Here is a 22,681-nt window from a genome sequence, read left to right on the forward strand (position 1 = left end):
AGAGTCCATGCCGAAAAGAAAAGCCGCCGCCCCCAACCGCGCGTTCAAGGTCGCCGACCAGATCCAGCGGGATCTGACGGAGTTGATCGCGCGCGAGTTGAAGGACCCGCGCGTGGGCATGGTCACGATCCAGGCGGTCGAGGTGACGCCCGACTATGCGCATGCGAAGGTCTTCTTCAGCATGCTCACGGGCGACGTGACCGAGACCACCGAAGCGCTGAACCAGGCCGCGGGCTTCCTGCGCAACGGCCTGTTCAAGCGCCTGCATATCCACACCGTGCCCACGCTGCACTTCCTGTTCGACCGCACCACCGAGCGTGCGGCCGACATGAACGCGCTCATCGCGCAAGCAGTCGCTTCGCGCTCGAAAGACGACTAGCCATGAACGCGCCACGCACACGGGTGCAGCGGCGCCCTGTGCATGGGGTGTTGTTGCTCGACAAGCCGCTGGGACTCTCCAGCAACCAGGCCTTGCAGAAGGCCAAGTGGTTGCTGCGCGCGGAAAAGGCGGGCCACACCGGCACGCTCGATCCGCTCGCGACGGGTGTCCTGCCGCTGTGCTTTGGCGCGGCCACCAAATTCAGCCAGCTCCATCTGGATGCTGACAAGACCTACGAGGCCACGGCCCGCCTGGGCGTGAAAACCGCCACCGGCGACGCCGAAGGCGATGTCATCGCCGAGCGGTCCGTGCAAGTGACGCCGGAAGACCTGGCGCGCGTCGAGGCGCAGTTCACCGGGCCGATCCGGCAGGTGCCGCCCATGCACAGCGCGCTCAAGAAAGACGGCAAGGCGCTGTACGAATATGCCCGCGAAGGCATCGAGATCGAGCGGGCGCCGCGCGACGTGGTGATCCACAAGCTGGCGATCGACACGGTCGGCGCCATCGGCGACAACGTCATCCGCATCCTTGCCACCGTGAGCAAGGGCACCTACATTCGCACCCTCGGCGAGGACATCGGCGAGGCGCTGGGTTGCGGCGCGCACCTGACATCGCTGCGCCGCGTTGCCACCGGCGATTTCGTCGAGGCGCAGTGCGTCACGCTCGAAGCCCTGGAGGCCATGGACGAAGACGAGCGTCTGGCGCGCCTCCTGCCCGCCGAGGCGCTGGTGGACGGCCACAGCCGCGTCACGCTGGGCGCGGAAGATGCTGCACGCTTTCTTTCGGGCCTGCGCCGCCGTGGCAGCTGGGTCGATGCGGGCGAGGTGGCCGTTTTCGGCGCCGAGCCGGCCGCCTTTCTCGGGACGGCCCATGTCACGGCCGGTGAACTGATTCCGGGGCGCTTGCTGAACCCCATCGAAATCCAGCAAATTCTTTTGAACGCACAACAGACCGAAGCGACACCATGAGTACCAAGCAAATTCGCAATATCGCCATCATTGCCCACGTGGACCATGGCAAGACCACCATGGTCGACCAACTGCTGCGCCAGTCGGGAACCTTCGCCGATCACGAGAAAGTGGTCGATACGGTGATGGACAACAACGCGATCGAAAAAGAACGCGGCATCACGATTCTGGCCAAGAACTGCGCCGTGACCTGGCAAGGCACGCACATCAACATCGTCGACACCCCGGGCCACGCGGACTTCGGCGGTGAAGTGGAACGCGCGCTGTCGATGGTCGACGGCGTGGTGCTGCTGATCGACGCCCAGGAAGGCCCGATGCCGCAGACGCGCTTCGTGACCAAGAAGGCGCTGGCCCTCGGCCTGAAGCCGATCCTGGTGGTGAACAAGGTCGACAAGCCCGGCGCCAACCCCGACAAGGTGGTCAACGCCGCCTTCGACCTGTTCGACAAGCTCGGCGCGACCGACGAGCAGCTCGACTTCCCGGTGGTGTACGCCTCGGGCATCAACGGCTGGTCGTCGCTGGAAGAAGGCGCGCCCGGTGAGCAGTGGGGCCCCGACATGTCGGCCCTCTTCGACACCATCCTGAAGCACGTGCCGTCGCAAAAGGGCGACCCCGCCGCGCCGCTGCAGCTGCAGATTTCCGCGCTCGACTTCTCGACCTTCGTCGGCCGCATCGGCGTGGGCCGCATCAGCCAGGGCACGCTCAAGCCCATGACGGACGTCGTGGTCATGGAAGGTCCGGACGGCAAGTCGATCAAGGGGCGCGTCAACCAGGTGCTGACGTTCCAGGGCCTGGACCGCGTGCAAGCCACCGAAGCCGGCCCCGGCGAAATCGTGCTGATCAACGGCATTGCAGACATCGGCATCGGCGTGACCATCACCGACCCGGCCAACCCGGCACCGCTGCCGATGCTGAAGGTCGACGAACCCACGCTGACGATGAACTTCTGCGTCAACACCAGCCCGCTGGCCGGCCGCGAAGGCAAGTTCGTCACCAGCCGCCAGATCTGGGACCGCCTGCAGAAGGAACTGCAGCACAACGTGGCCCTTCGCGTGAACGAGACCGACGAAGAAGGCATCTTCGAAGTCATGGGCCGCGGCGAACTGCACCTGACCATCCTGCTGGAAAACATGCGTCGCGAAGGCTATGAAATGGCCGTCTCGAAGCCGCGCGTGGTGTTCCGCACCGTCAACGGCGAAAAGCACGAGCCCATCGAGCTGGTGACCGCCGACATCGAAGACCAGCACCAGGGCGGCGTGATGCAGGCACTGGGCGAGCGCAAGGGCGAACTGGTCAACATGGAACCGGACGGCCGTGGCCGCGTGCGCCTGGAGTACCGCATTCCGGCGCGTGGCCTGATCGGCTTCACCAACGAATTCCTGAACCTGACGCGTGGCTCGGGCCTCATCAGCAACATCTTCGACAGCTACGAGCCGCACAAGGGCGACATCGGCGGCCGCAAGAACGGCGTGCTGATCTCGATGGACGACGGTGAAATCTTCACCTACGCCCTGGGCAAGCTCGACGACCGCGGCCGCATGTTCGTGCGCGCCAACGACCCGGTGTACGAAGGCATGATCGTCGGCATCCACAGCCGCGACAACGACCTGGTGGTGAACGCCACGCGTACCAAGCAGCTGACCAACTTCCGCGTGAGCGGCAAGGAAGACGCGATCAAGATCACGCCCCCGATCGAACTCACGCTCGAATACGGCGTGGAATTCATCGAGGACGACGAACTGGTCGAAATCACGCCCAAGAGCGTTCGCCTGCGCAAGCGTTTCCTGAAGGAACACGAGCGCAAGCGCGCCGGCCGCGACACCTCGCAAGGCTGATCGATAGCCGTTGCCTTGCAGTGCGCCTCGGCGCACGGCGGGGCATCCCCCAAGAATCACCATCCGGTGCGGCTTCTTCGCGAAGCCGTCGCCGCTGGTGATTTTTGACGTCTGGGGCGTGCTTAGCGGGATGACTTGGGCGGCGGAGGAAGTGGTGGTGGCGGCGATGGCGGCGCCGGGAACGCAGGCATCGCTGCATCGCTCGCGCCGATCTTGCGCATGCGAGCTTCGACGACCTTGCGCATGAAGGTCTGCATGAAGTCGTCGCCCACGCGCCAGGTGCCGTTGTCCTGCACGAAAGTGAATTCGCCGGTCAGCGGCAGCGCCATGCCGCCATTGCCGGCAAGGGCGCCGAGCAGGCGGTCGTTGTATTCGACCACCAGCGGGCAGGCCTGCTGCCCCGCACCGCCCTCGAGGGCCCGGCATGGGCCTGTGGGTTCGATGTCGGCGATTTCGCGGGTGCGGTCAGGGTCGAGGTCCAGCAGCCCCGAGGCGGCGCGTTCCTGCGCACGCATGCGTGCCAGCGCGCCGGACGGCGAACGTGCCGACAGCGATTCGGCGCCTTCACGGAAGGCTTTTTCCATTGCCTCGCGGCCGATGGGTTCTGCATTGAAAAGAGGCTTGCCGCTGGCGTCGAGATGGCCGAAGCGTGCCTCGACGATGTCCGCATCCGCGCCGCGCACCACCATTTCGTCGCTCTTGGGCGATGTTGCGCCGATGGTGAAGGCCATCGAGTCCTTGTCGTCGCCCTGGGTCATCGTCGCGATGCAGCCGCGCACGCGCTGGTCCTTGCGGTAGCCGACTTCGCGGATGCCGCCGAGCACGGGCGTGTGGATGTCGGCGCGTTTCTCGGCATCGAAGGTGCGCATGCGCACGTCCATGGTCACGCGGAACATCATGTTGTTCAGGGTCTTGCGCGTGGAGCTGGCGTCGCAGGCGGGCACGCTGTCCGGCGCGAACAGATACCAGCCCGCGCCGCCACCGATCACGAGCACCGTGAGGATGAATTTCCAGGCGCCGCTGCGGCTCTGGCGCTGCGCGCGTGATTTCCATTCGGCGACAGTCCGGTCTTCGGCCTCGATCAGCGCCTGGGCCTCGGCGACGATGCGCGAGCGCTCGGCGGCCATGGCAAAGGCGGGTTCGGCAGCGACTTGCGCGCGGGTGGCGTCGAAGCGTTCCCGTTCGAGCGGACCGTCCGTCACCAGCCAGCCCAGCGTGGCGCCCAGTGCGGCGGGAACGGTGCCGGCGACGGGCGTTTCCTGCAGCGCCATGTCGCGCGTTTCCGCGTCGATCAGGCCGTCGCGGTAGAGCGCCTGGACCGCCTCGTGGGTGATGCCGCGCTCGGCGCATTCCATGAGGTCGTCGGCATCGATGGCGGTGTCGGTTGCGTCGTCGGCGTTCGGGTCGGGTGGCGTGGCGTCCTGAATCCGGTCGAGCGCCGCGTTCTGTTCTTCTTCGGTGACCAGGCCCTTGGCGCGCATCCAGGCGAGCGCGTGGGCCGGGCTCGGGAGCGGGGGAAGGGTGGAGGTCTCGGGGTGGGCGAGCACTGCGTCGTGCTGCGTGTCGGTGATGAGGCCCTGGTTCAACAGGGCAAGGAACGCGTCCGGATTGGCGTCAGAAGTCATGCGGGGATTCTGCCGTGGGCTCCCGGGGGCCTCGCGTCGGCCAAAGCGGACAAAACGGGCGCAGCGGACAAAAAAACGCCGGCGGGCGCCGGCGTTGTCTTGCGTCAGGTCCCGGGGGAATCAGGGGCGGGCAACTTTCCACGCGCCGTTCAGAGCGCCGTCGCCGGTCTTGTCGCCAGCCTTGGCGTCCTTCGACCAGTAGTACAGCGGCCAGCCCTTGTAGGCCCATTGGCGCTTGCCGTCTTCGCGAATGATGATGGTGTAGCCGCCCATGGGCTTGGCGGTTTCGGCCACGCCGAGCGCGGGCCAGTTGGTGGCGCACTGCGCGTTGCAGGCGGAGGTGCCGGCGCCGGCCGTGTCCTTGGCGAAGGTGTACAGCGTCATGCCGTTCGGGCCGACCAGAATGCCGTCGGCGGTGCGGGTGGGCGTGTCGGGGGCCGGGGACATGCTGCCGCAGCCGGCGAGCAGGGCTGCCGCGAGGATCGAGGCGCTGAGCAATTTCATGCAGTTTCTCCTTCAGTTGATGAATCGCGAAAACAAGGCCGGTGACCGGCCGGGGTGGTTGCGCGAGCCGGCAGTTTATGCGTTCGTTAAGACAAATCGCGGTAGGCCAGCGTCGCGAGTTTGAGCAAAACGTCACGCGGCAACTTGCCGGCGATGGCGTAGCCGAATCCTTGGTCGACCCAGTAGAAGCTGGGCACCGGGCCCTCGGATGCGAAGCGGAACGCGGTTTCCCGCGCGGCGGTGGCGCCGGCCGCGTTGGCGTCGAGGGTGCCAATGTAGAGCGTCACGCGCTCGCCGGCGGCGTCTTCGAACATGAACTGGGCGCGTGCACCGGTCTCTCCCGGCAGCAGGCGGCCGCCGACCAGGGTGTAGCCCTGGGCGGACAGGTCGGGCACCTTCAGCGGCCGGTCCAGGCGCCTGGAGAGCCATTGCACCAAGTGCTGCTGCTCGGCGGCGGTCACTTCGACCGGATGTCTTTTCTCGGGCGAATAGACGGCGTGCGCGACCGATGCGTCGTGCACGAACTCGCGCAGCGCCGGGGCGCGAGCCAGTTGCTGCTGTGCACCGCCGCGCGGCGCGGACCATTGGGCATTGCCCAGCCAGCCGGCGGCAAAGGCCACCAGCAGGCCGGCCGCCAGGCCGCCCCGGTGCATCCACGCGCCGCGCTGCGCATGGCGGGGTTGGCTGCGGTCCAGCACGGCCGTCAGCGTGTCGGGGACGGGCACATCGAGCAGTTCGCCGTGCAGCCGGTGCAGGGCGTCGCGCTGTGTGTGCCATGAAGCGATCTTCGCGGCCACGGCCGGGTCGCGGGCAATGGCGTCCTCGACCACGCCATGACGATCCGGGGCCAACTGGCCGTCGACCCAGGCGTGCAGCTCGTCGTCGGTGGGGGGCGGGGCGGGGCGGTTCATGGTGCGACGGGTTTCATTTGAGGCGGCGCAGGCCGGGGCGGACCGGCGCCGAGGTGCCGTCCATCAGTTCCTGGAGCCGCACGCGGGCGCGCGACAGGCGCGACATCACTGTGCCGGCTGGAATGCCCAGCACCTTGGCCACTTCGGCGTACGACAGGTCTTCGAGCGTGACGAGCAGCAGCACCGCGCGCTGTTCCTCGGGCAACTGCATCAGGCAGCGCTGCAGGTCGAGGCTGGTGTCCTGGCCGCGTCCAGAGTCGATGCCGCCGTGCAGTTCGTGCGGCAGATCGTCCAGCGGCACTACCGCGTGCGGCGGCGGCGTGCGCCGCACCTGGCTCGCGAAGATGTTGTGCATGACGGTGAAGAGCCACGCGCGCAGGTCGCTGCCCACCACCCACAGCCGCCACTTGCTGCAGGCGCGCTCGAGCGTGTCCTGCACCAGGTCGTCGGCCGCCCACGCATTGCCGGTGAGCGCCCGCGCGTAGCGGCGCAGGCTCGGGATGTGCTCGACCAGCAGGCGGGCGTCCATGGGTGGATCGGCGCGTCAGGGCTTGGCGGTTTTCCAGCTGCCGTTGACGCCGTCGCCGGTCTTGTCGCCCGGCTTGGTGTCCTTGGCCCAGTAGTACAGCGGCCAGCCCTTGGCGGCCCATTGCTTCTTGCCGTCGTCGCGCGTGACGATGGTGAAGTCGCCGGCGGGCTTGTCGCTGTCGGCCGCCACGAAAGGCGGCCAGTTGGTGGCGCAGGCGCCGTTGCAGACCGACTTGCCGTTACCGGCGGTGTCCTTGTCGAAGGTGTAGAGCGTCATGCCGTTGGGGCCGACCAGCGCGCCGTCGGCGGGCTTGGGCTGGGCGAGGGCGGGCAGGGCGAGCACGCCGCTCAGCAGGATGGCGGCGAGGCCGACGGAAGAGGCACGGAAGGTCGACATGAAGGGGCTCCTGGGCGGTTGGCTTGCCATCGGCGATCCGATGACAACCGCACAAACGCCCGCAGCCCGTGTTTTATTCCATCGCGCGCAAAAAAAGATTCAGCGGTTGCGGCTCTTCATGGCGCGTTCGACCTCGCGCTTGCCTTCACGGTCCTTGATGGTGTCTCGCTTGTCGTGCTCGGCCTTGCCCTTGGCCAGGGCGATTTCGCACTTCACCTTGCCGGCCTTCCAGTGCAGGTTGAGCGGTACCAGCGTGTAGCCCTTTTGTTCGACCTTGCCGATCAGGCGGCGGATTTCGTCCTTCTTCAGCAGCAGCTTCTTGGTGCGCACCGAATCGGGGTTGACGTGGGTCGACGCGCTCTTGAGCGGGTTGATCTGGCAGCCGACGACGAACAGCTCGCCGTTGCGGATCACCACGTAGCCGTCGGTGAGCTGCACCTTGCCTTCGCGCAGCGATTTGACTTCCCAGCCTTCGAGGACCATGCCGGCCTCGAAGCGCTCTTCGAAGAAATAGTTGTACGCGGCCTTCTTGTTGTCGGCGATGCGGGAGGAGGTATCTTGTTTCTTTGTGGCCATGACTCGGGAATGTTGGGGCTGCATGGCTTCAATACAATCCGTCGCGCACGCGGTGCCGATTCTATGAAAACAGTCAACAAGTCCGTCCTCATCTGGTACAGCGCCGAAGAGATGTATGCGCTCGTCACCGACGTGGCCAAGTATCCGCAGTTTCTGCCCTGGTGCGACAAGTCGCGAATCATCGAGCAGGACGAGGCCGGGATGACCGCCGAAGTCGGCCTGGCCTTTGCCGGCCTGCACCAGAGCTTCACCACCCGCAACACCCATGTGCCGGGGCGCGAAGTCCAGCTCAAGCTGGTCGACGGGCCGTTCTCCAACCTCGATGGCAAGTGGAAATTCGTGCCAGTCGGCGAGGAGGGCGAGCGCGCCTGCCGCGTCGAGCTGCACCTGAGCTACGGCTTCAGCAATTTCGCCCTGCAGACGCTGGTGGGGCCGGTGTTCGACACCATTGCATCGAGCCTGGTCGAAGCCTTCGTCAAGCGCGCAGAGCAGGTGTACGGCAGCTCTTGATGATCGAGGTCACGCTGAGCTGCTCGCCCGCGGCGCGCGAGGTGTTCGAGCAGGTCTTGCAGCTCGCGCCCGGTGCCACGCTGGTCGATGCGGTGAAGGCGAGCGGCCTTTCCGCGCGCTTTCCCGACCTGGATTGGCGCCATGCCATGACGCCCGGCATCTGGGGCAGGGTGGTCGAGTGGGAGCAGGCGCTGAAGGACGGGGACCGCATCGAGTTGTGCCGGCCCCTCGCGGTCGATCCCAAGGTGGCGCGGCGGGAGCGTTTCCAGCGCCAGGGCTCTAAGGGCACGGGCCTTTTTGCGACCCGCCGCAAGGGCGGCAAGGCCGGCTACTGAAGCGAGCGAGGCTGAGGCCTTACTTGCAGTCGGAGTCGATCACCGATTGCACGCGCTTCTGTTCGGCGGCGCGTGCCGTGTCATCCATGATTTCGCGTTCGCCCTGGGCATTGACCCGCGCGATGCGCATGCCGCTGTCGACCGTCGCCTTGGCCTGACGGGCGCGGGTGCAGTTCTCGGCCTTGGCCTGGGCCACCTTGGCGGCTTCCGCGGCCTGCTTGGCCTTGGCTTCGGCCTCGGCCTTCTTGGTCTTTTCCTCGAGTTCCTTGTCGACGCCGGTGGGCTTCGGAGCCGCGGCGGCCTTGGCGGGCGCGCCGCTGGGAGCGTCGGCAGCGCCTTCGGCCGGCGGTGCGTCGACATTCGGGTTGGCGGTGGAGCGCGCCGCGGGCGGCGGGCCTACACGGCGCAGGATGTTCTTCTCGGGCACCTCGGGCGGCGGTGCCTGGTCGCTGAAGACCTTCTTGCCGTTCTTGTCGAGCCATTGCCACTGCGCGCTCGCCGACAGCGGCATCGCAACGACACATCCCAATAGCAGCCAGTGCACGAATTTCATCCCCGAAGTTTAGCCTTGCCTTACTTTTTGCAACATCCGGATTGGGTTGTTTTGCAACGTTCGTTAATGGCCTGCGCCAGCAAACCCCTCGGGGCCCTCGTTACAATCCGTCTTTTGGAGCTTCACCCATGCGCCTTCTCGGCAAAGCGCTCACCTTCGACGACGTGTTGTTGGTGCCAGCGTTCTCCCAGGTCCTGCCCAAGGACACCTCTCTCGCCACCAAACTCTCCCGCAACATCACGCTGAACCTGCCGCTCATCTCGGCGGCCATGGACACCGTGACCGAAGCCCGCCTCGCGATCGCCATCGCGCAGGAGGGCGGCATGGGGATCGTGCACAAGAACCTCACCGCGCAGCAGCAGGCCGCAGAAGTGGCCCGGGTGAAGCGCTACGAATCGGGCGTGCTGCGCGACCCGGTCGTCATCACCCCGACGCACTCTGTGCGCCAGGTGATGGCGCTGTCCGACCAGCTCGGCATCTCGGGCTTCCCGGTGGTCGACGCCGGCAAGGTGGTCGGCATCGTCACGGGGCGCGACCTGCGCTTCGAGAACCGCTACGACGTGCCCGTCAGCGAAATCATGACGCGGCGCGAGAAGCTCATCACCGTGCCCGACGGCACCACGCTGGCCGAAGCCAAGGCGCTGCTCAATAAGTACAAGCTCGAGCGCCTGCTCGTCATCAACGGCGACTGGGAGCTCAAGGGCCTGATCACCGTCAAGGACATCACCAAGCAGACCAGCTTCCCCAACGCCGCACGCGACGCCAACGGCCGCCTGCGTGTGGGCGCGGCGGTCGGCGTGGGTGATGGCACCGAAGAGCGCGTCGAGGCGCTGGTGAAGGCCGGTGTCGACGCCATCGTGGTCGACACCGCCCACGGCCACAGCGCCGGTGTGATCGAGCGCGTGCGCTGGGTCAAGAAGAACTATCCCCAGGTCGACGTCATCGGCGGCAACATCGCCACCGGCGACGCAGCGCGCGCGCTGGCAGACGTCGGCGCCGACGCGGTCAAGGTCGGCATCGGCCCAGGCTCCATCTGCACCACCCGCATCGTGGCCGGCGTGGGCGTGCCGCAGATCATGGCGGTCGACAGCGTGGCCACCGCGCTGCAGGGCACGGGCATTCCGCTGATCTCCGACGGCGGCGTGCGCTACTCGGGCGACATCGCCAAGGCCATCGCGGCCGGCGCCAGCACCGTCATGATGGGCAGCATGTTCGCCGGCACCGAAGAAGCACCGGGCGAAATCGTGCTGTACCAAGGCCGCAGCTACAAGAGCTACCGCGGCATGGGCTCCATCGGCGCGATGCAGCAGGGCAGCGCCGACCGGTACTTCCAGGAATCGACCACCGGCAACCCCAACACCGACAAGCTGGTGCCCGAAGGCATCGAAGGCCGCGTGCCCTACAAGGGCTCGATCGTCTCCATCGTCTACCAGATGGCCGGCGGCGTGCGCGCCAGCATGGGCTACTGCGGCTGCGCGACCATCGCGGACATGCAGAACAAGGCCGAGTTCGTCGAGATCACCACGGCCGGCATCCGTGAGAGCCACGTCCACGACGTGCAGATCACCAAGGAAGCGCCGAACTACCGCGCTGAATAAGCCCAATCTGGCCAGACCTTGAAAGTCAGGCCAGACTGGGTTTAGAATTTGGGCCAGATTCAAATTTTCTGGCCCAAATGCAATCTATCGGTGTCGCTGAAGCCAAGAACAACTTCTCTGCCCTGATCGACTCCGTCGAAAAGGGCGAGGAGGTTCGCATCACCCGTCACGGCAAGGAAGTCGTGCGCATGCTGCCGGTGCGCCGCAAGCCGGTCATCACCGACGAGCAGATCCAGCGCGAGCTCGGCCAGATCGACGCGTTGCACGCCACCATCCAGCCCGGCCCCGCGCCGAGTGCCTTGCGCAGCGAAGGGCGCCAGCCATGACCGCCTTCGTCATGGACGCCTCGGTCACCGCCGCCTGGCTGCTGCCCGACCACGCCACCGAACACACCCGCAAGCTCTACGCGGCCATCCGCCGCGACGAGGTCGAGCCGCAGGCGCCCAATGTGTGGCAATGGGAGTGCGCCAACATCCTCGCCAACGGCGTGCGCAGCGGCCGCATTCCCTCGTCCGCGGTCGAAGGGCTGTGGAGCGTGCTCGACGCCATTCGCCACCGCGTCGAGCTGCACGAGCTTGCGCCGGCGCAGCACAAGGCCGTGCTCGCGGTGGCCATCGACGCCGGCGTGTCCCAGTACGACGCGGGCTATCTCTGGCTCGCAAAATCGCTCAATCTTCCGCTCGCCACCTTCGACGAGCGCCTCATCCAGGCCGCGCCGCAAGCGGGCGTCCGGCTGTTCGACATTTCAACGCTCTGAGTCCTCACGCCATGCAACACGACAAGATCCTCATCCTCGATTTCGGCTCGCAAGTCACGCAGCTGATCGCACGCCGTGTGCGCGAAGCCCATGTGCTGAGCGAAGTGCACCCCTGCGACGTCACCGACGAATGGGTGCGCGAATACGCCGCCGACGGCCACCTCAAAGGCGTGATCCTCTCCGGCAGCCACGCCAGCGTGTACGAAGAGACCACCGACAAGGCCCCGCAGGCCGTGTTCGATCTAGGCGTGCCCGTGCTCGGCATCTGCTACGGCATGCAGACCATGGCCCACCAGCTCGGCGGCAAGGTCGAGGGCGGCCACAAGCGCGAGTTCGGCTTCGCGGCCGTGCGCGCCCATGGCCATACCGCGCTGCTCAAGGACATTGCCGACTTCACCACGCCCGAAGGCCACGGCATGCTCAACGTGTGGATGAGCCACGGCGACAAGGTCACCGAACTGCCGCCGGGCTTCAAGCTCATGGCCAGCACCGACAGCTGCCCCATCGCCGGCATGGCCGACGAAGCGCGCCGCTACTACGCGCTGCAGTTCCACCCGGAAGTGACGCACACCGTGCAGGGCAAGGCGATCATCGAGCGCTTCGTGCTCGGCATCTGCGGCGCCAAGCCCGACTGGGTCATGCGCGACCACATCGCCGAAGCCGTGCAGAAGATCCGCGAGCAGGTGGGCGATGAAGAGGTCATCCTCGGCCTGTCGGGCGGCGTCGATTCGAGCGTGGCCGCCGCGCTCATCCACCGCGCCATCGGCGACCAGCTGACCTGCGTATTTGTCGACCACGGCCTGCTGCGCCTGAACGAAGGCGACATGGTCATGGAAATGTTCGAGGGCAAGCTGCACGCCAAGGTGATCCGCGTCGATGCCAGCGAGCTGTTCCTCGGCAAGCTCGCCGGCGTGAGCGACCCCGAAGCCAAGCGCAAGATCATCGGCGGCGAATTCGTCACCGTGTTCAAGCAAGAGGCCGCCAAGCTCAAGGCCGGCGACGGCGGACACAAGGGCGCGACCTTCCTGGCGCAAGGCACCATCTACCCCGACGTCATCGAGTCGGGCGGCGCCAAGAGCAAGAAGGCCGTCACCATCAAGAGCCACCACAACGTGGGCGGCCTGCCCGAACAGCTCGGCCTGAAGCTGCTGGAGCCGCTGCGCGACCTGTTCAAGGACGAAGTGCGCGAACTCGGCGTGGCGCTCGGCCTGCCGCCCGAGATGGTGTACCGCCACCCGTTCCCCGGCCCGGGCCTGGGCGTGCGCATCCTCGGCGAAGTGAAGAAGGAATACGCCGACCTGCTGCGCCGCGCCGACGCGATCTTCATCGAGGAACTGCGCAACTTCACGGACGAGAGCGGCAAGACCTGGTACGACCTCACCAGCCAGGCCTTCACCGTGTTCCTGCCGGTGAAAAGCGTGGGCGTGATGGGCGATGGCCGCACCTACGACTACGTCGTCGCGCTGCGCGCGGTGCAGACCAGCGACTTCATGACGGCGGATTGGGCGGAGTTGCCGTATGCGCTGCTCAAGAAGGTGTCGGGGCGCATCATCAATGAAGTGCGTGGCATCAATCGCGTGACTTACGACGTTTCGAGCAAGCCGCCAGCGACGATCGAGTGGGAGTGAGCGGAGCTAGGCACTGTGCGTGTGAGCCCATGGCTTCCGCGCGCAGCGCCTTACACGCACCCCGTGCGTGGGCAATGCCCCATCGCATACGATGACTGCTTGTTCGCCGCCCAGTCGAACGATGGTGCAAGCCTTCGTCTTTCGCTTCCTTCCTGCGAAACACAAGAAGCGCCGAATGCCAGCCACCTCGCGAATCCGCGAGCCAGCCCGCCACTGAAGCTTTCCTAGCGCCTGCCATCTGCCGTGGGGCGGCCTTCCCATTTCGAAGGACGCTGACATGCACCCGGATACCCCCAAGCACCGTTCGGACCGGCGCCAAGCGCTGGACCTCTTGCTCGAACGGCATTCGCCCTGGCCGCTGACCGAGCCAGCCCCATCCGCGGAAGAGTTGGACCTCGTGTTCCAGGCCGCGCTGCGTGCACCCGACCACGGGCAACTGCGGCCCTGGCGTTTCGTGATCATTCGAGGCGACGCGAGGGTCGCGCTGGGCAACGTCTTCGCAAACGCAGCGCGGCTGCGCGATCCGCAAGACGACGGCGAGCGCTTTCGTGGCAAGGCGATGGCCGCGCCGGTGCTCATCGCGATCTGCGCACGGGTGCAGGCACCGCACAAGGTGCCGGAGTCGGAACAGGTGCTCGCCGTGGGCGCCGCCGCGATGAACATGCTCAACGCGCTGCACCTGCTGGGCTATGGCGGCTTCTGGGCCACTGGCCTGAACAGCTACGACCGCAACGTGCAGCAGGCGCTTGGCCTGCAAGGCACGGAGCGGTTGCTGGGCTTCCTGTACGTGGGCACGCCGAAAGAAGCGACGCAGCCTCCAGAGCGGCATGCACCCGACGCGTTCGTGCGCGAATGGACGGGTGAAGCAACGCGCGAGGCGGCCGCGAACCTGGCGTGAGCACGCCGATCGCGGCCGCTGCGCAGGCGTTCAGGCGCTTGCTTAGAAGCTCGCCTTCAGACCCACCGACAGCATGCCGCCCTTGGCCTGCTTCGACAGCTTGCCGAAGTAGTCGTAGTCGGCTGTGATCGCGAGGTTCTGCGTCACGCGGTACTCGGCGCCGAAGCCCGCCATCAAGCCGGTCGAGCTGCCCGAGAAGCGCTGGCCGCCGGGTTGCCACCAGTAGCCGGTATTGTTGTTGTCGCCGCCCGAGATGCGGCCGCGCGACACGCCGAGGCGGCCGTTCAGGGCGAAGGCGTCGCCCAACGGCAGGCGTGCCGTGGCCGCCGCGTAAAAGGCCTGGCCGGTGCCGCTCTGCAGGCTGGAATAGCCCAGGCCCGCAGCGGTCCACTGGCTCACGCGGCCGAGGCGTGCATAGCCGACTTCCACGCCGAAGTTCTCCGTCAGGCGATAGCCGCCGTACAGCTTGTAGGCGGTGCCGGCCTTGCTGGCTTTCTGGCCGCCCCACGGGGTGGGCACGGTGTTGGAAGAAGAGAGGCTGTAGCTCGAACGGCCGACCGAGCCGCCCACATAAAGACCGGTGTCCTGTGCGGGACCGGCGGCGTAAGCGCCGATGGAAGCAGTGCCGAGCAGAAGGGCTGCGAGGACGGTGCAGGCTTGCGTTTTCGTCAAGATGAAATTCCTGGTTGGAGTCGTTGGGATCGATGAGACCGATGGCTGCTTGAAGCCATGCCATCAGCGCTCAGCGATTCTGAAATTCCAGCCTGAAGACGAGCTTGGTGCTTGCTGAAGAGCACCTGAAGGTGCCTGTTCGATGGGCGATGATCGAGGGATGTCTCAACAGCTTCTTCTTCCCGGCATCGATCCCCCGCCGCGGCCTTTGCCGCGCCCCCGCAGCAAGGCGCGACGCGCCGAGCCGATGCCGCATTCGCTCTTCTTCGCATTGCTTCCCGGCGCACAGGACGCCGCCACGATTGCCGCGCTCGGCGAGCGCATGAATTTCCAGCACGCACTGAAGGGCACGGTGGTCGAGGCGCATCGCCTGCACGTCACGCTGTTCGACCTGGGCGAGTACGCCGACGTTCCGCGCGACAAAGTCGAGCAGGCCATGGCCGCCGCCGCGACACTGCCTCCGCCTGAATTCGATGTCGTGTTCGACGAGGCCATGAGCTACGCGAAGAACCAAGCGCTGGTGCTCTACGGCGACGACACAGGCGTCGAGGCGCTCATGGCGTTCAGGCAGCGGCTCGGCGAAGCGCTGGCCGATGCCGGCTTCAAGCCCAAGCGCAGCTTCACGCCGCACATGACGCTGCTTTACGCAAGGCGCAAGCTCGAGAAGCACGCGATCGAGGAGCCGGTGCGCTGGAGCGCCGGCAAGCTCGCGCTGATCGACAGCCATGTAGGGCAGGGCGTGCACGAGGTGCTGGGCCAGTGGCCCGCTGCGACCCAAGCCTGAAATGAGGCGTTGCTGCGCCCGTCAACCACCGTCCGCAAAGTTGTCGAACAGCACCCCGCGCATCCACTGGTTGCCCGGATCGCGGTGCGCCTTCGCGTGCCAGAACAAATTGATCGCAATCTGCGGCAGCGCCACCGGGTGAGGGCGCCACACCAGCCCGAAAGGCTCGGCGATGCTCTGCGCGAGCCGCTCGGGCACTGTCGCAATCATGTGGCTCGAGTGCAGGATGTGGCCGATGGCCACGAAGTGCGGCACGCGCAGCTTGATGCGCCGCTGGATGCCCTGCGCCGCCATCACGTCGTCGGCCTTGCCGTGGCCGGTGCCGGCGGCCAGCACCTGCACATGATCGGCCGCGCTGAAATCCTTCAATGACACGCTGCGCTTCTTCGCGAGCGGATGCGCCTGCGAGAACAGGCACACGTACTGCTGCAGGAACAGCCTGCGCTGGAACACGCCCGCCTTGAGTTGCGGCAGCAGGCCGATGGCGATGTCGACGTGGCCGGCTTCCAGCTCGTCGCGCAGGTTGGTCGCGGTGTTGTTGCGCAGCGTGCTCACGGTCACGCCGGGCGCGGCCACGGAGAGCGCTTCCATCAGCTTCGGCGTGAAATAGATTTCGCCGATGTCGGTCATGGCGAGCGTGAAGCTGCGCGTACTGGTGGCGGGGTCGAACACCACCTGCTGATTGAGCGCCGTGTGCAGCGCGCCCATGGCATAGGCCACCGGCTCGGCCAGCTGCAGCGCGAAGGGCGTGGGCTCCATGCCGCGCGCGGTGCGCAGGAACAGCTCGTCGCCCAGCAGCTTGCGAAGGCGCGCCAGCGCATTGCTGATGGCCGGCTGCGAAAGGCCCAGCGATTCGGCCACGGCCGACACGCGCTTCTCGGCCAGCATGCGGTCGAACACCAGCAGCAGGTTGAGGTCGATGTCCTTGAGTTGCACTGTGGACCTTTATTCAGTTCAGTGATGTAAAGGATTCATCAGATTCTATTGGTCAATCGGACGAGGCCGCGCATCATCGCCCCCAGAGACAAGCCGGCACCCACGCCGGCGCAAGAGAACCCCACGATGGACCTGCACATACATCCCATTGCCCGCACCCTCGAGGTCCGCCCCGGCGCGAACCTGCTCGAAGTGCTGCGCGAGCATCACGTGCCGGTGTCGTACAGCTGCATGTCCGGGCGCTGCGGCACCTGCCGCTGCAAGGTGGTGTCGGGCCAGGTGCTCGACGGCGGACAGGACGCCATCCGCCCCGACGGCCAGGGTGAGCGCTACGTGCTGGCCTGCCAGAGCACCCTCACCGAAAGCTGCGCGATCGAGATCCCCGAGCCCGACGAGGTGGTGGTGCATCCGGCACGCATCCTCAAGGCCACGGTGACAGGCATCGACGAGCTGACCCACGACATCCGGCGCCTGCGTCTCAAGCCCAACAAGCCGCTGGAGTTTTCTCCCGGCCAGTATGCGCAGCTGCAGTTCGCGCCCGACCTCGCGCGGCCGTACTCGATGGCCGGGCTGAGCCGCGACGCCGAGCTCGAGTTCCACGTGCGCCGCGTGCCCGGCGGGCGCGTCACGGCGCATATCTTCGAGCAGCTGCGCGTCGGCGATTCGGTGCGCGTGAGCGGGCCGCTCGGCACGGCCTACCTGCGCACCAAGCACCGCGGTCCGATGCTCTGCGCGGCGGGCGGCACTGGCCTTGCACCCATTCTTTCGATCGTGCGCGGCGCCATCGCGACCGGGCTCACGCAGCCGATCCACCTGTACCTCGGCGTGCGTTCCGATGCCGACGTATACGGCCTGCATGAACTGCGCGAGCTGCAGGCGCTGCACCCGGGCCTGAACGTGCACGTGGTGGTCGTCACCGGCCCGGCGAATGGAAGCCGGCGCGTGGGCCTCATCACCGACGCGATCCGCGCCGACTGGCCCGGCAGTCTCGACGGCTGGCGCGCCTATCTTTGCGGCTCGCCGCCGATGGTCGAGGCCGTGACGCAGCTGGTGCGCGGCCGGGGCCTCGCGCCCGAGCAGACGCATGCCGACGCCTTCTATCTGCAAGGCACCTGAACATAAAACAAAGGAGACCCACGATGACCACGCAAGCCGTGTTCCCCGTCGAACTGAAATGGGAGAGCGAGCAGACCGGCCGCATTCCCTTCATGGCCTACACCGACGAGGCCTTGCACAAGAAGGAGCTGCAGCGCTTCTTCTACGAGAAGCACTGGTGCTACGTCGGCCTGGAGGCCGAGATTCCGAACCCGGGCGACTTCAAGCGCACCGCCATCGGCGAGCGCTCGGTCATCATGTCGCGCGACGAGGCGGGCGAGATCCATGTGTTCGAGAACGTCTGCGCGCACCGCGGCATGCAGTTCTGCCGCGAGCGCCACGGCAACAAGAAGGAGTTCGTCTGCCCCTACCACCAGTGGAACTACACGCTCAAGGGCGACCTGCAGGGCGTGCCGTTCCGGCGCGGCGTGAAGCAGGACGGCAAGGTCAACGGCGGCATGCCGTCCGACTTCAAGACCGAGGAGAACGGCCTCACCAAGCTCAAGGTGGCCTCGCGCGGCGGCGTGGTGTTCGCTTCGTTCGATCATGAGATCGAGTCGTTCGAGGACTTTCTCGGGCCCGACATCCTTCATTATTTCGACCGCCTGTTCGACGGCCGCAAGCTCAAGATCCTCGGCTACAACCGCCAGCGCATTCCGGGCAACTGGAAGCTGATGCAGGAGAACATCAAGGACCCGTACCACCCGGGCCTGTTGCACACCTGGTTCGTGACCTTCGGCCTCTGGCGCGCCGACAACAAATCGGAGCTCAAGATGGACCCGCGCGGCCGCCATGCCGCGATGATTTCCACCCGCGGCAGCGCCGGCAAGGCCGCGCAGGTGACGCAGGTGTCGAGCTTCAAGGAGAGCATGCAGCTCAAGGACCCGCGCTTCCTCGACATCGTGCCCGAGCCCTGGTGGGGCGGCCCGACCGCGGTGATGATGACGCTGTTCCCGAGCCTGATCCTGCAGCAGCAGGTCAACAGCGTGTCGACGCGGCACATCCAGCCCGTGGGCCACGACGCCTTCGATTTCGTGTGGACGCACTTCGGCTTCGAAGACGACACCGAGGAAATGACCCAGCGCCGACTGCGCCAGGCCAACCTGTTCGGGCCCGCCGGGTTCGTCTCGGCTGACGACGGCGAGGTCATCGAGTTCTCGCAGGAAGGCTTCGAGCAGAAGCCCTATCACCGCACGCTCGCCGAGCTCGGCGGCAAGGAGGTCGCGAACACCGACCACATGGTGACAGAGACCCTGATTCGCGGCATGTACCGCTACTGGCGCGAGGTGATGGAGGCATGATGAAGCTCGACGCCGTCACTTATCTCGATCTCTCGCGGCTTTACGCCGCCTATGCGCACGCCGTCGATTCCGGCCAGTGGGACCTGTGGCCCGGCTTCTTCATCGAGCAGTGCAGCTACCGCCTGCAGCCGCGCGAGAACCACGAGCGCGGCCTGCCGCTGGCCACGCTTTCTTTCGAGAGCCGGGGCATGCTCGAAGACCGGGTCTACGGCATCCGGGAGACGCTGTTCCACGACCCGTATTACCAGCGCCACGTGGTCGGCCTGCCGCTGGTGCACGCGGTCGATGCCGACGGCACGATCCACAGCGAGGCCAACTACGCGGTGTTCCGCACCAAGCTCGACCAGCCCTCGACCGTGTTCAACGTGGGGCGCTACATCGACACCGTGGTGCCCACGCCCGAAGGCCTGAAGTTCGCGTCGCGCCTGTGCGTGTTCGACAGCGAGATGATCCCGAATTCCATCATTTACCCGATCTGAAACCAGAGTCAGCCATGCAGCAAAAAGAACCAGAGACACACGGCGCGCCGCTGCGCCGCTTCACCGACCCGGCCTATGTGCCGCTGTGCGCCAACCTCGCCGAGGTGCGCGAGAACATCGACCGGCTCGACCGCCAGATCGTCGCGCTGCTGGCCGAGCGCGGCCGCTACGTGAAAGATGCCGCGCGCTTCAAGCGCGACGCCTTCCAGGTCTCGGCGCCGCAGCGCCAGCAAGAGGTGATCGACAAAGTGAAAGCGCTGGCCGAAGAGAAGGGCGCTTATCCGGAGGTGGTCGAGGCCGCCTACCGCGCGCTCATCGCGGGCTTCATCGCGCGCGAGCAGCAGGACCACCTGGGCATGGCCGCGGTGGAGGCCAAGGCATGAGGTTCGCTCGACTCGGCATCGCCTTCACGGCACTGGCAATGGCCGCGGCCGCCCACGCACAGGGCTGGCCCCAGCGCCCGATCCGCATCGTGGTGCCGTTCGCGGCCGGCGCGTCGCCCGACATCCTTGCGCGCATCGTCAACGACAAACTCGCCGCGCGTCTCGGCCAGCCGCTGATCGTCGAGAACAAGCCCGGCGCGGGCGGCAACACCGGCACCGACCAGGCTTCCAAGGCGCAGCCCGATGGCTACACCTTCCTGCTGTCGGTGAACGCGCCGCTGGTCTACAACACTGTCCTCTACAAGAACCTGCCGTACGACCCGTTCAAGGACCTGGTGCCGGTGTCGCTCGCCGCCACCACGCCCAACGTGTGCGCGGTGTCGAATTCGATGAACGTCGATTCGGTCAAGGGCTGGCTCGACGCGATGAAGCGCAATCCGGGCAAGTTCAACTTCGCCTCGACCGGCAACGGCTCCATCTCGCACCTGGGCGTGGAACTCGTCAAGCTCAAGACGAATTCGTTCGCGGTGCACATTCCGTATGCCTCGTCGGGCCAGGCGGTCACTGCCATCATTCAAGGCGACGTGCAGTTCGCCTGCCTGCCGCCGGTCTCGGTGATGCCGCAGGCCAAGGCCGGGCGGCTGAAGGCGCTGGCCGTCACCTCGGCCGAGCGCTCGGCGCTGCTGCCCGACCTGCCGACGCTGCGCGAATCGGGCCTGCCCGACATCCAGGCGGTACCGTGGTTCGCCTACATGGCGCCCAAGGGCACGCCGAACGACGTGGTGCAGCGCATGAGCCGCGAGATCGCTGCTGTGCTCAAAGAACCCGAGACCGTCAAGCGCCTGCAGACCGCCTACTTTGACCCGGTGGGCAGCACACCCGAGGCGCTGACCAAGTTCATGACTGAAGAACTGCGCCGCTGGAAGCCCGTGATCGAGCGCGCCGGCCTGAAGCCCGACAACTGACCACCCCACCGAGCAAGGACAAGAAGATGAGCACGATGACCTGGGTCGACGCCGCGGCGGTCGACGACGTTCCCTCCGACGACGTGGTGGGCATCGAGGTGCAGGGGCGCGACATCGCGCTGTACGGCACCGAAGACGGCATCCACGCCACCGACAACATCTGTACCCACGGCCATGCGCGCCTGTGCGACGGTTTTCTCGAGGGCCATGAGATCGAATGCCCGCTGCACCAGGGCCGCTTCGACGTGCGCACAGGCAAGGCCATGTGCGCGCCGCTGACCGAAGACCTGCGCAGCTACCCGGTGAAGATCGAGGGCGGCCGCGTCTTCCTCGCGTTCGATCAGTAAGCGGGACAAGGCCGGGTCATCTGTTCCGTCTCCGGGCGGGCTGATCTGTATCTGTTTCCCTGAAGCGGGGCTGGCGACAATGAAGCCCCTTTTCATGGAACAGATATGACAGCGCAGAGCCGAGACCAGATCGCCGACCAGATTGCAGCCGAACTGGGCCACAGCTTCGACGGCGACATCATCGCCGGCGGCCACTATGTGCCGATCGTGCGCGACGGCCGCACGGTCTACCTCAGCGGCCAGGTGCCGCGCGTGGGCACCACGGTGGTCGTCACCGGCCGCGTGGGCGATGCGGTGTCGCTCGACAAGGCCCGCGAGGGCGCCCAGATCTGTGCGCTGCGCAGCCTTGCGCTGCTGCGCCGTTCGCTGGGTTCGCTCGACGCGGTAGAAAAGGTGCTGCGCGTCGGCGTGTTCGTGCAGTGCACCGCCGACTTCACGCAACAGAGCGAAGTGGCCGATGCGGCGTCCGACCTGCTGCACCGCGTGTTCGGCGACGCGGGCGTGCATGTGCGCACGGCTGTCGGCGTCTATGCGCTGCCGAAGAACGCGACCGTCGAGGTCGAGATGACCGTGGCGGCCAAGCTGAATATCGGCTGATCAGCCGGCGTTCAGCGCGGCAAGGTCGCGCGCCAGCTGCGCGATGGTCAGCGGTGCGCAGCCTTCGGCGTTGTTGCTCACGGTGACGAAGGCGTTCTGCCCCGCGCGGGTGGTGCCCGCGATCACCTTGGCGAGCGCGGCGCGCGTCTCGGGGTCGGGATCGACGATCTTGTCGAACGGGCCATAGAGTTTTTCCGCGTCTTCATAGCCGAAGCGGCCGTGGCGGCGGTGCAGGTTCCAGCGGCACACCAGCGGCCCGGGCCACAGGGCGCGCAGCATCGGCAATTGCTCTTCGATGGGCGGCATCTTGGCGTGCAGGCCCATGCAGAAGGTGGCGCCCACGCTGCGCAGCATGTCGGCGAAGGCGGAGTTCAGCAACTGCGGGTCGCGCACTTCGACGGCGATCACCGCATCGGGCGCGGTCTGCTTCAGGTCGGGCAGGGCGGCGAGCATGTCGGCGATGCGTGCCAGCAGCGCGGGCTGGTCGGCCAGCAGGTGGCCGGGAATCGGGCTCAGCTGGAACACCAGCACGCCGATGCGATGGCCCAGCCCTTCGAGCGCGGGCAGCACGAATTCCTGCCGCGCAATCTCGCTGCTGAGGAACACCGGGTTGGCCTGCATGCCGCGGCCGCTTTCGTCGCGCACCGTGGCGTCCGTCACCAGGCTGGGCGCTTTCACCATGAAGCGGAAGTCGTCGGGCACCATGGCCGCGTAGCGCGCGTACTGGCTGGCGGTGAGTGCGCGGTAGAAGTTGCGGTCCAGGCTCACCGTGCGGAACAGCGGATGCTGCGCGAGCGCCGAAAGGCCGTTCCTGGAAAGCACCGACTCGGCGTACTCGCCGTTCCACACGAGGTCGGCCCAGCCGGGGTAGCTCCACGACGAGGTGCCCAGCCGCAGATTGGGCGGCAGCATGGCGGCGAGTTCTACGAGCGCCGGGTCCGCCGGCGCGGGCTCGACCGTGCCGGCGCGCGATTTTTTCCGGGCGGGCGCCTCGTCGGGCGGCGCGGCCGCTTGCGCCTCTTGAGGGCGCGGCAGATCGGGGAAAAGGGAGTCCTGTACTTCAGCCATGTCTGGTGCGGCATTCTCGGCCAACATCGGAGCGCCTTGCCGCGCCGGGCAC

28 protein-coding genes are annotated in these 22,681 nt (G+C 66.6%); 18 read left to right on the forward strand and 10 right to left on the reverse strand.

Annotation, left to right across the window (positions count from 1 at the left end):
• Nucleotides 1-7: 7 nt before the first annotated feature.
• From rbfA to typA, 3 genes are read left to right on the forward strand one after another with little or no spacing between them, the layout of a single operon-like run.
• On the forward strand, nt 8-379 hold the full coding sequence (gene rbfA, locus L3V85_RS17865; protein WP_081270552.1) for a 30S ribosome-binding factor RbfA: 372 nt from the start codon (nt 8-10) through the stop codon (nt 377-379).
• Between the two features lie 2 nt (nt 380-381).
• Nucleotides 382-1,347 carry a tRNA pseudouridine(55) synthase TruB gene (truB, locus tag L3V85_RS17870; RefSeq protein ID WP_237680366.1) on the forward strand — a complete coding sequence of 322 codons (966 nt, stop codon included), beginning with the start codon at nt 382-384 and terminating at the stop codon, nt 1,345-1,347.
• The gene (gene typA, locus L3V85_RS17875; protein WP_237680367.1) at nt 1,344-3,182 is read left to right on the forward strand and encodes a translational GTPase TypA; all 1,839 of its coding nucleotides are present in this window, start codon (nt 1,344-1,346) and stop codon (nt 3,180-3,182) included. The genes truB and typA overlap by 4 nt, the downstream gene beginning before the upstream one ends.
• 122 nt (nt 3,183-3,304) lie before the next feature.
• On the opposite strand, the gene L3V85_RS17880 is transcribed toward typA, so the two are convergent.
• From L3V85_RS17880 to smpB, 6 genes are all read right to left on the reverse strand, one after another.
• The gene (locus L3V85_RS17880) at nt 3,305-4,807 is read right to left on the reverse strand and encodes a hypothetical protein (protein ID WP_237680368.1); all 1,503 of its coding nucleotides are present in this window, start codon (nt 4,805-4,807) and stop codon (nt 3,305-3,307) included.
• Nucleotides 4,808-4,927: 120 nt separating this feature from the next.
• Nucleotides 4,928-5,311 (reverse strand): COG4315 family predicted lipoprotein, encoded by a 384-nt coding sequence (locus L3V85_RS17885; protein ID WP_237680369.1) that lies wholly within the window; start codon nt 5,309-5,311, stop codon nt 4,928-4,930.
• Nucleotides 5,312-5,397: 86 nt separating this feature from the next.
• The gene (locus tag L3V85_RS17890; RefSeq protein WP_237680370.1) at nt 5,398-6,222 is read right to left on the reverse strand and encodes an anti-sigma factor family protein; all 825 of its coding nucleotides are present in this window, start codon (nt 6,220-6,222) and stop codon (nt 5,398-5,400) included.
• Between the two features lie 13 nt (nt 6,223-6,235).
• Nucleotides 6,236-6,751, reverse strand: a complete 516-nt coding sequence (locus L3V85_RS17895; protein WP_237680371.1) for an RNA polymerase sigma factor — start codon at nt 6,749-6,751, stop codon at nt 6,236-6,238.
• A 15-nt stretch (nt 6,752-6,766) separates the two neighbouring features.
• Nucleotides 6,767-7,147 carry a COG4315 family predicted lipoprotein gene (locus L3V85_RS17900; RefSeq protein ID WP_237680372.1) on the reverse strand — a complete coding sequence of 127 codons (381 nt, stop codon included), beginning with the start codon at nt 7,145-7,147 and terminating at the stop codon, nt 6,767-6,769.
• 99 nt (nt 7,148-7,246) lie between these two features.
• Nucleotides 7,247-7,723 carry an SsrA-binding protein SmpB gene (smpB, locus tag L3V85_RS17905; protein WP_081270560.1) on the reverse strand — a complete coding sequence of 159 codons (477 nt, stop codon included), beginning with the start codon at nt 7,721-7,723 and terminating at the stop codon, nt 7,247-7,249.
• A 63-nt stretch (nt 7,724-7,786) separates the two neighbouring features.
• Between smpB and L3V85_RS17910 the strand changes: the two genes are divergently transcribed.
• Both L3V85_RS17910 and L3V85_RS17915 read left to right on the forward strand, forming a co-directional pair.
• Nucleotides 7,787-8,233 (forward strand): type II toxin-antitoxin system RatA family toxin, encoded by a 447-nt coding sequence (locus tag L3V85_RS17910; protein WP_237680373.1) that lies wholly within the window; start codon nt 7,787-7,789, stop codon nt 8,231-8,233.
• Nucleotides 8,233-8,568, forward strand: coding sequence for an RnfH family protein (locus tag L3V85_RS17915; RefSeq protein ID WP_237680374.1), 336 nt, complete (start codon nt 8,233-8,235; stop codon nt 8,566-8,568). The genes L3V85_RS17910 and L3V85_RS17915 overlap by 1 nt, the downstream gene beginning before the upstream one ends.
• Before the next feature lie 19 nt (nt 8,569-8,587).
• Here the strand turns inward: L3V85_RS17915 and L3V85_RS17920 are convergent, their stop codons facing one another.
• Nucleotides 8,588-9,121 (reverse strand): DUF4124 domain-containing protein, encoded by a 534-nt coding sequence (locus L3V85_RS17920; RefSeq protein ID WP_237680375.1) that lies wholly within the window; start codon nt 9,119-9,121, stop codon nt 8,588-8,590.
• A gap of 128 nt (nt 9,122-9,249) precedes the next feature.
• Between L3V85_RS17920 and guaB the strand changes: the two genes are divergently transcribed.
• From guaB to L3V85_RS17945, 5 genes are all read left to right on the forward strand, one after another.
• Entirely contained in the window at nt 9,250-10,719 is a 1,470-nt protein-coding gene (gene guaB / locus L3V85_RS17925; RefSeq protein WP_237680376.1) for an IMP dehydrogenase, read from the forward strand.
• Between the two features lie 77 nt (nt 10,720-10,796).
• Entirely contained in the window at nt 10,797-11,045 is a 249-nt protein-coding gene (locus tag L3V85_RS17930) for a type II toxin-antitoxin system Phd/YefM family antitoxin (RefSeq protein WP_237680377.1), read from the forward strand.
• Nucleotides 11,042-11,476, forward strand: coding sequence for a type II toxin-antitoxin system VapC family toxin (locus L3V85_RS17935; RefSeq protein ID WP_172839940.1), 435 nt, complete (start codon nt 11,042-11,044; stop codon nt 11,474-11,476). Before L3V85_RS17930 ends, L3V85_RS17935 begins: the two co-directional genes overlap by 4 nt.
• An 11-nt stretch (nt 11,477-11,487) precedes the next feature.
• Nucleotides 11,488-13,104 carry a glutamine-hydrolyzing GMP synthase gene (guaA, locus tag L3V85_RS17940; protein WP_237680378.1) on the forward strand — a complete coding sequence of 539 codons (1,617 nt, stop codon included), beginning with the start codon at nt 11,488-11,490 and terminating at the stop codon, nt 13,102-13,104.
• Between the two features lie 277 nt (nt 13,105-13,381).
• Entirely contained in the window at nt 13,382-14,002 is a 621-nt protein-coding gene (locus L3V85_RS17945) for a nitroreductase family protein (RefSeq protein ID WP_237680379.1), read from the forward strand.
• A 42-nt stretch (nt 14,003-14,044) separates the two neighbouring features.
• Here the strand turns inward: L3V85_RS17945 and L3V85_RS17950 are convergent, their stop codons facing one another.
• Complete coding sequence (locus tag L3V85_RS17950) at nt 14,045-14,674, reverse strand: porin family protein (RefSeq protein WP_237680380.1); 630 nt, start codon at nt 14,672-14,674, stop codon at nt 14,045-14,047.
• Between the two features lie 247 nt (nt 14,675-14,921).
• Between L3V85_RS17950 and L3V85_RS17955 the strand changes: the two genes are divergently transcribed.
• A complete protein-coding gene (locus L3V85_RS17955) occupies nt 14,922-15,458 on the forward strand; it encodes a 2'-5' RNA ligase family protein (protein ID WP_237680381.1) in 537 nt (178 codons plus the stop codon).
• Between the two features lie 21 nt (nt 15,459-15,479).
• Here L3V85_RS17955 and L3V85_RS17960 read toward each other — a convergent pair whose 3' ends face one another.
• Nucleotides 15,480-16,394: a LysR family transcriptional regulator gene (locus tag L3V85_RS17960; protein WP_237680382.1), complete on the reverse strand. Its 915-nt coding sequence runs from the start codon at nt 16,392-16,394 to the stop codon at nt 15,480-15,482.
• 126 nt (nt 16,395-16,520) lie between these two features.
• Between L3V85_RS17960 and L3V85_RS17965 the strand changes: the two genes are divergently transcribed.
• From L3V85_RS17965 to L3V85_RS17995, 7 genes are all read left to right on the forward strand, one after another.
• Complete coding sequence (locus L3V85_RS17965; protein WP_237680383.1) at nt 16,521-17,510, forward strand: 2Fe-2S iron-sulfur cluster-binding protein; 990 nt, start codon at nt 16,521-16,523, stop codon at nt 17,508-17,510.
• Between the two features lie 23 nt (nt 17,511-17,533).
• A complete protein-coding gene (locus tag L3V85_RS17970; protein ID WP_237680384.1) occupies nt 17,534-18,790 on the forward strand; it encodes an aromatic ring-hydroxylating dioxygenase subunit alpha in 1,257 nt (418 codons plus the stop codon).
• Entirely contained in the window at nt 18,787-19,269 is a 483-nt protein-coding gene (locus tag L3V85_RS17975) for an aromatic-ring-hydroxylating dioxygenase subunit beta (RefSeq protein WP_237680385.1), read from the forward strand. Before L3V85_RS17970 ends, L3V85_RS17975 begins: the two co-directional genes overlap by 4 nt.
• Nucleotides 19,270-19,283: 14 nt before the next feature.
• Entirely contained in the window at nt 19,284-19,652 is a 369-nt protein-coding gene (locus tag L3V85_RS17980) for a chorismate mutase (RefSeq protein WP_237680386.1), read from the forward strand.
• Nucleotides 19,649-20,617 carry a Bug family tripartite tricarboxylate transporter substrate binding protein gene (locus L3V85_RS17985; protein WP_237680387.1) on the forward strand — a complete coding sequence of 323 codons (969 nt, stop codon included), beginning with the start codon at nt 19,649-19,651 and terminating at the stop codon, nt 20,615-20,617. Before L3V85_RS17980 ends, L3V85_RS17985 begins: the two co-directional genes overlap by 4 nt.
• A 26-nt stretch (nt 20,618-20,643) precedes the next feature.
• Nucleotides 20,644-20,964, forward strand: coding sequence for a non-heme iron oxygenase ferredoxin subunit (locus L3V85_RS17990; protein WP_237680388.1), 321 nt, complete (start codon nt 20,644-20,646; stop codon nt 20,962-20,964).
• Between the two features lie 105 nt (nt 20,965-21,069).
• Nucleotides 21,070-21,561, forward strand: a complete 492-nt coding sequence (locus L3V85_RS17995; RefSeq protein ID WP_237680389.1) for a RidA family protein — start codon at nt 21,070-21,072, stop codon at nt 21,559-21,561.
• On the opposite strand, the gene L3V85_RS18000 is transcribed toward L3V85_RS17995, so the two are convergent.
• On the reverse strand, nt 21,562-22,629 hold the full coding sequence (locus tag L3V85_RS18000; RefSeq protein WP_237680390.1) for a DUF72 domain-containing protein: 1,068 nt from the start codon (nt 22,627-22,629) through the stop codon (nt 21,562-21,564). It abuts the gene before it with no gap.
• Nucleotides 22,630-22,681 lie beyond the last annotated feature (52 nt).

This window comes from Variovorax paradoxus (assembly GCF_022009635.1).
Taxonomy (GTDB): domain Bacteria; phylum Pseudomonadota; class Gammaproteobacteria; order Burkholderiales; family Burkholderiaceae_C; genus Variovorax.

Excerpts from the sequence above, each read along its gene's own strand:
- L3V85_RS17975 (WP_237680385.1), top strand. The coding sequence starts at position 18,787 with ATGATGAAGCTCGACGCCGTCACTTATCTCGATCTCTCGCGGCTTTAC.
- L3V85_RS17995 (WP_237680389.1), top strand. The coding sequence starts at position 21,070 with ATGACAGCGCAGAGCCGAGACCAGATCGCCGACCAGATTGCAGCCGAA.
- L3V85_RS17930 (WP_237680377.1), top strand. The coding sequence starts at position 10,797 with ATGCAATCTATCGGTGTCGCTGAAGCCAAGAACAACTTCTCTGCCCTG.
- L3V85_RS17990 (WP_237680388.1), top strand. The coding sequence starts at position 20,644 with ATGAGCACGATGACCTGGGTCGACGCCGCGGCGGTCGACGACGTTCCC.
- L3V85_RS17945 (WP_237680379.1), top strand. The coding sequence starts at position 13,382 with ATGCACCCGGATACCCCCAAGCACCGTTCGGACCGGCGCCAAGCGCTG.
- L3V85_RS17890 (WP_237680370.1), bottom strand. The coding sequence starts at position 6,222 with ATGAACCGCCCCGCCCCGCCCCCCACCGACGACGAGCTGCACGCCTGG.
- smpB (WP_081270560.1), bottom strand. The coding sequence starts at position 7,723 with ATGGCCACAAAGAAACAAGATACCTCCTCCCGCATCGCCGACAACAAG.
- L3V85_RS17915 (WP_237680374.1), top strand. The coding sequence starts at position 8,233 with ATGATCGAGGTCACGCTGAGCTGCTCGCCCGCGGCGCGCGAGGTGTTC.
- L3V85_RS17965 (WP_237680383.1), top strand. The coding sequence starts at position 16,521 with ATGGACCTGCACATACATCCCATTGCCCGCACCCTCGAGGTCCGCCCC.
- guaA (WP_237680378.1), top strand. The coding sequence starts at position 11,488 with ATGCAACACGACAAGATCCTCATCCTCGATTTCGGCTCGCAAGTCACG.
- L3V85_RS18000 (WP_237680390.1), bottom strand. The coding sequence starts at position 22,629 with ATGGCTGAAGTACAGGACTCCCTTTTCCCCGATCTGCCGCGCCCTCAA.
- L3V85_RS17895 (WP_237680371.1), bottom strand. The coding sequence starts at position 6,751 with ATGGACGCCCGCCTGCTGGTCGAGCACATCCCGAGCCTGCGCCGCTAC.
- rbfA (WP_081270552.1), top strand. The coding sequence starts at position 8 with ATGCCGAAAAGAAAAGCCGCCGCCCCCAACCGCGCGTTCAAGGTCGCC.
- L3V85_RS17955 (WP_237680381.1), top strand. The coding sequence starts at position 14,922 with ATGCCGCATTCGCTCTTCTTCGCATTGCTTCCCGGCGCACAGGACGCC.
- L3V85_RS17985 (WP_237680387.1), top strand. The coding sequence starts at position 19,649 with ATGAGGTTCGCTCGACTCGGCATCGCCTTCACGGCACTGGCAATGGCC.
- L3V85_RS17910 (WP_237680373.1), top strand. The coding sequence starts at position 7,787 with ATGAAAACAGTCAACAAGTCCGTCCTCATCTGGTACAGCGCCGAAGAG.
- L3V85_RS17970 (WP_237680384.1), top strand. The coding sequence starts at position 17,534 with ATGACCACGCAAGCCGTGTTCCCCGTCGAACTGAAATGGGAGAGCGAG.
- typA (WP_237680367.1), top strand. The coding sequence starts at position 1,344 with ATGAGTACCAAGCAAATTCGCAATATCGCCATCATTGCCCACGTGGAC.
- L3V85_RS17900 (WP_237680372.1), bottom strand. The coding sequence starts at position 7,147 with ATGTCGACCTTCCGTGCCTCTTCCGTCGGCCTCGCCGCCATCCTGCTG.
- L3V85_RS17980 (WP_237680386.1), top strand. The coding sequence starts at position 19,284 with ATGCAGCAAAAAGAACCAGAGACACACGGCGCGCCGCTGCGCCGCTTC.
- guaB (WP_237680376.1), top strand. The coding sequence starts at position 9,250 with ATGCGCCTTCTCGGCAAAGCGCTCACCTTCGACGACGTGTTGTTGGTG.
- L3V85_RS17880 (WP_237680368.1), bottom strand. The coding sequence starts at position 4,807 with ATGACTTCTGACGCCAATCCGGACGCGTTCCTTGCCCTGTTGAACCAG.
- L3V85_RS17935 (WP_172839940.1), top strand. The coding sequence starts at position 11,042 with ATGACCGCCTTCGTCATGGACGCCTCGGTCACCGCCGCCTGGCTGCTG.
- truB (WP_237680366.1), top strand. The coding sequence starts at position 382 with ATGAACGCGCCACGCACACGGGTGCAGCGGCGCCCTGTGCATGGGGTG.
- L3V85_RS17920 (WP_237680375.1), bottom strand. The coding sequence starts at position 9,121 with ATGAAATTCGTGCACTGGCTGCTATTGGGATGTGTCGTTGCGATGCCG.
- L3V85_RS17885 (WP_237680369.1), bottom strand. The coding sequence starts at position 5,311 with ATGAAATTGCTCAGCGCCTCGATCCTCGCGGCAGCCCTGCTCGCCGGC.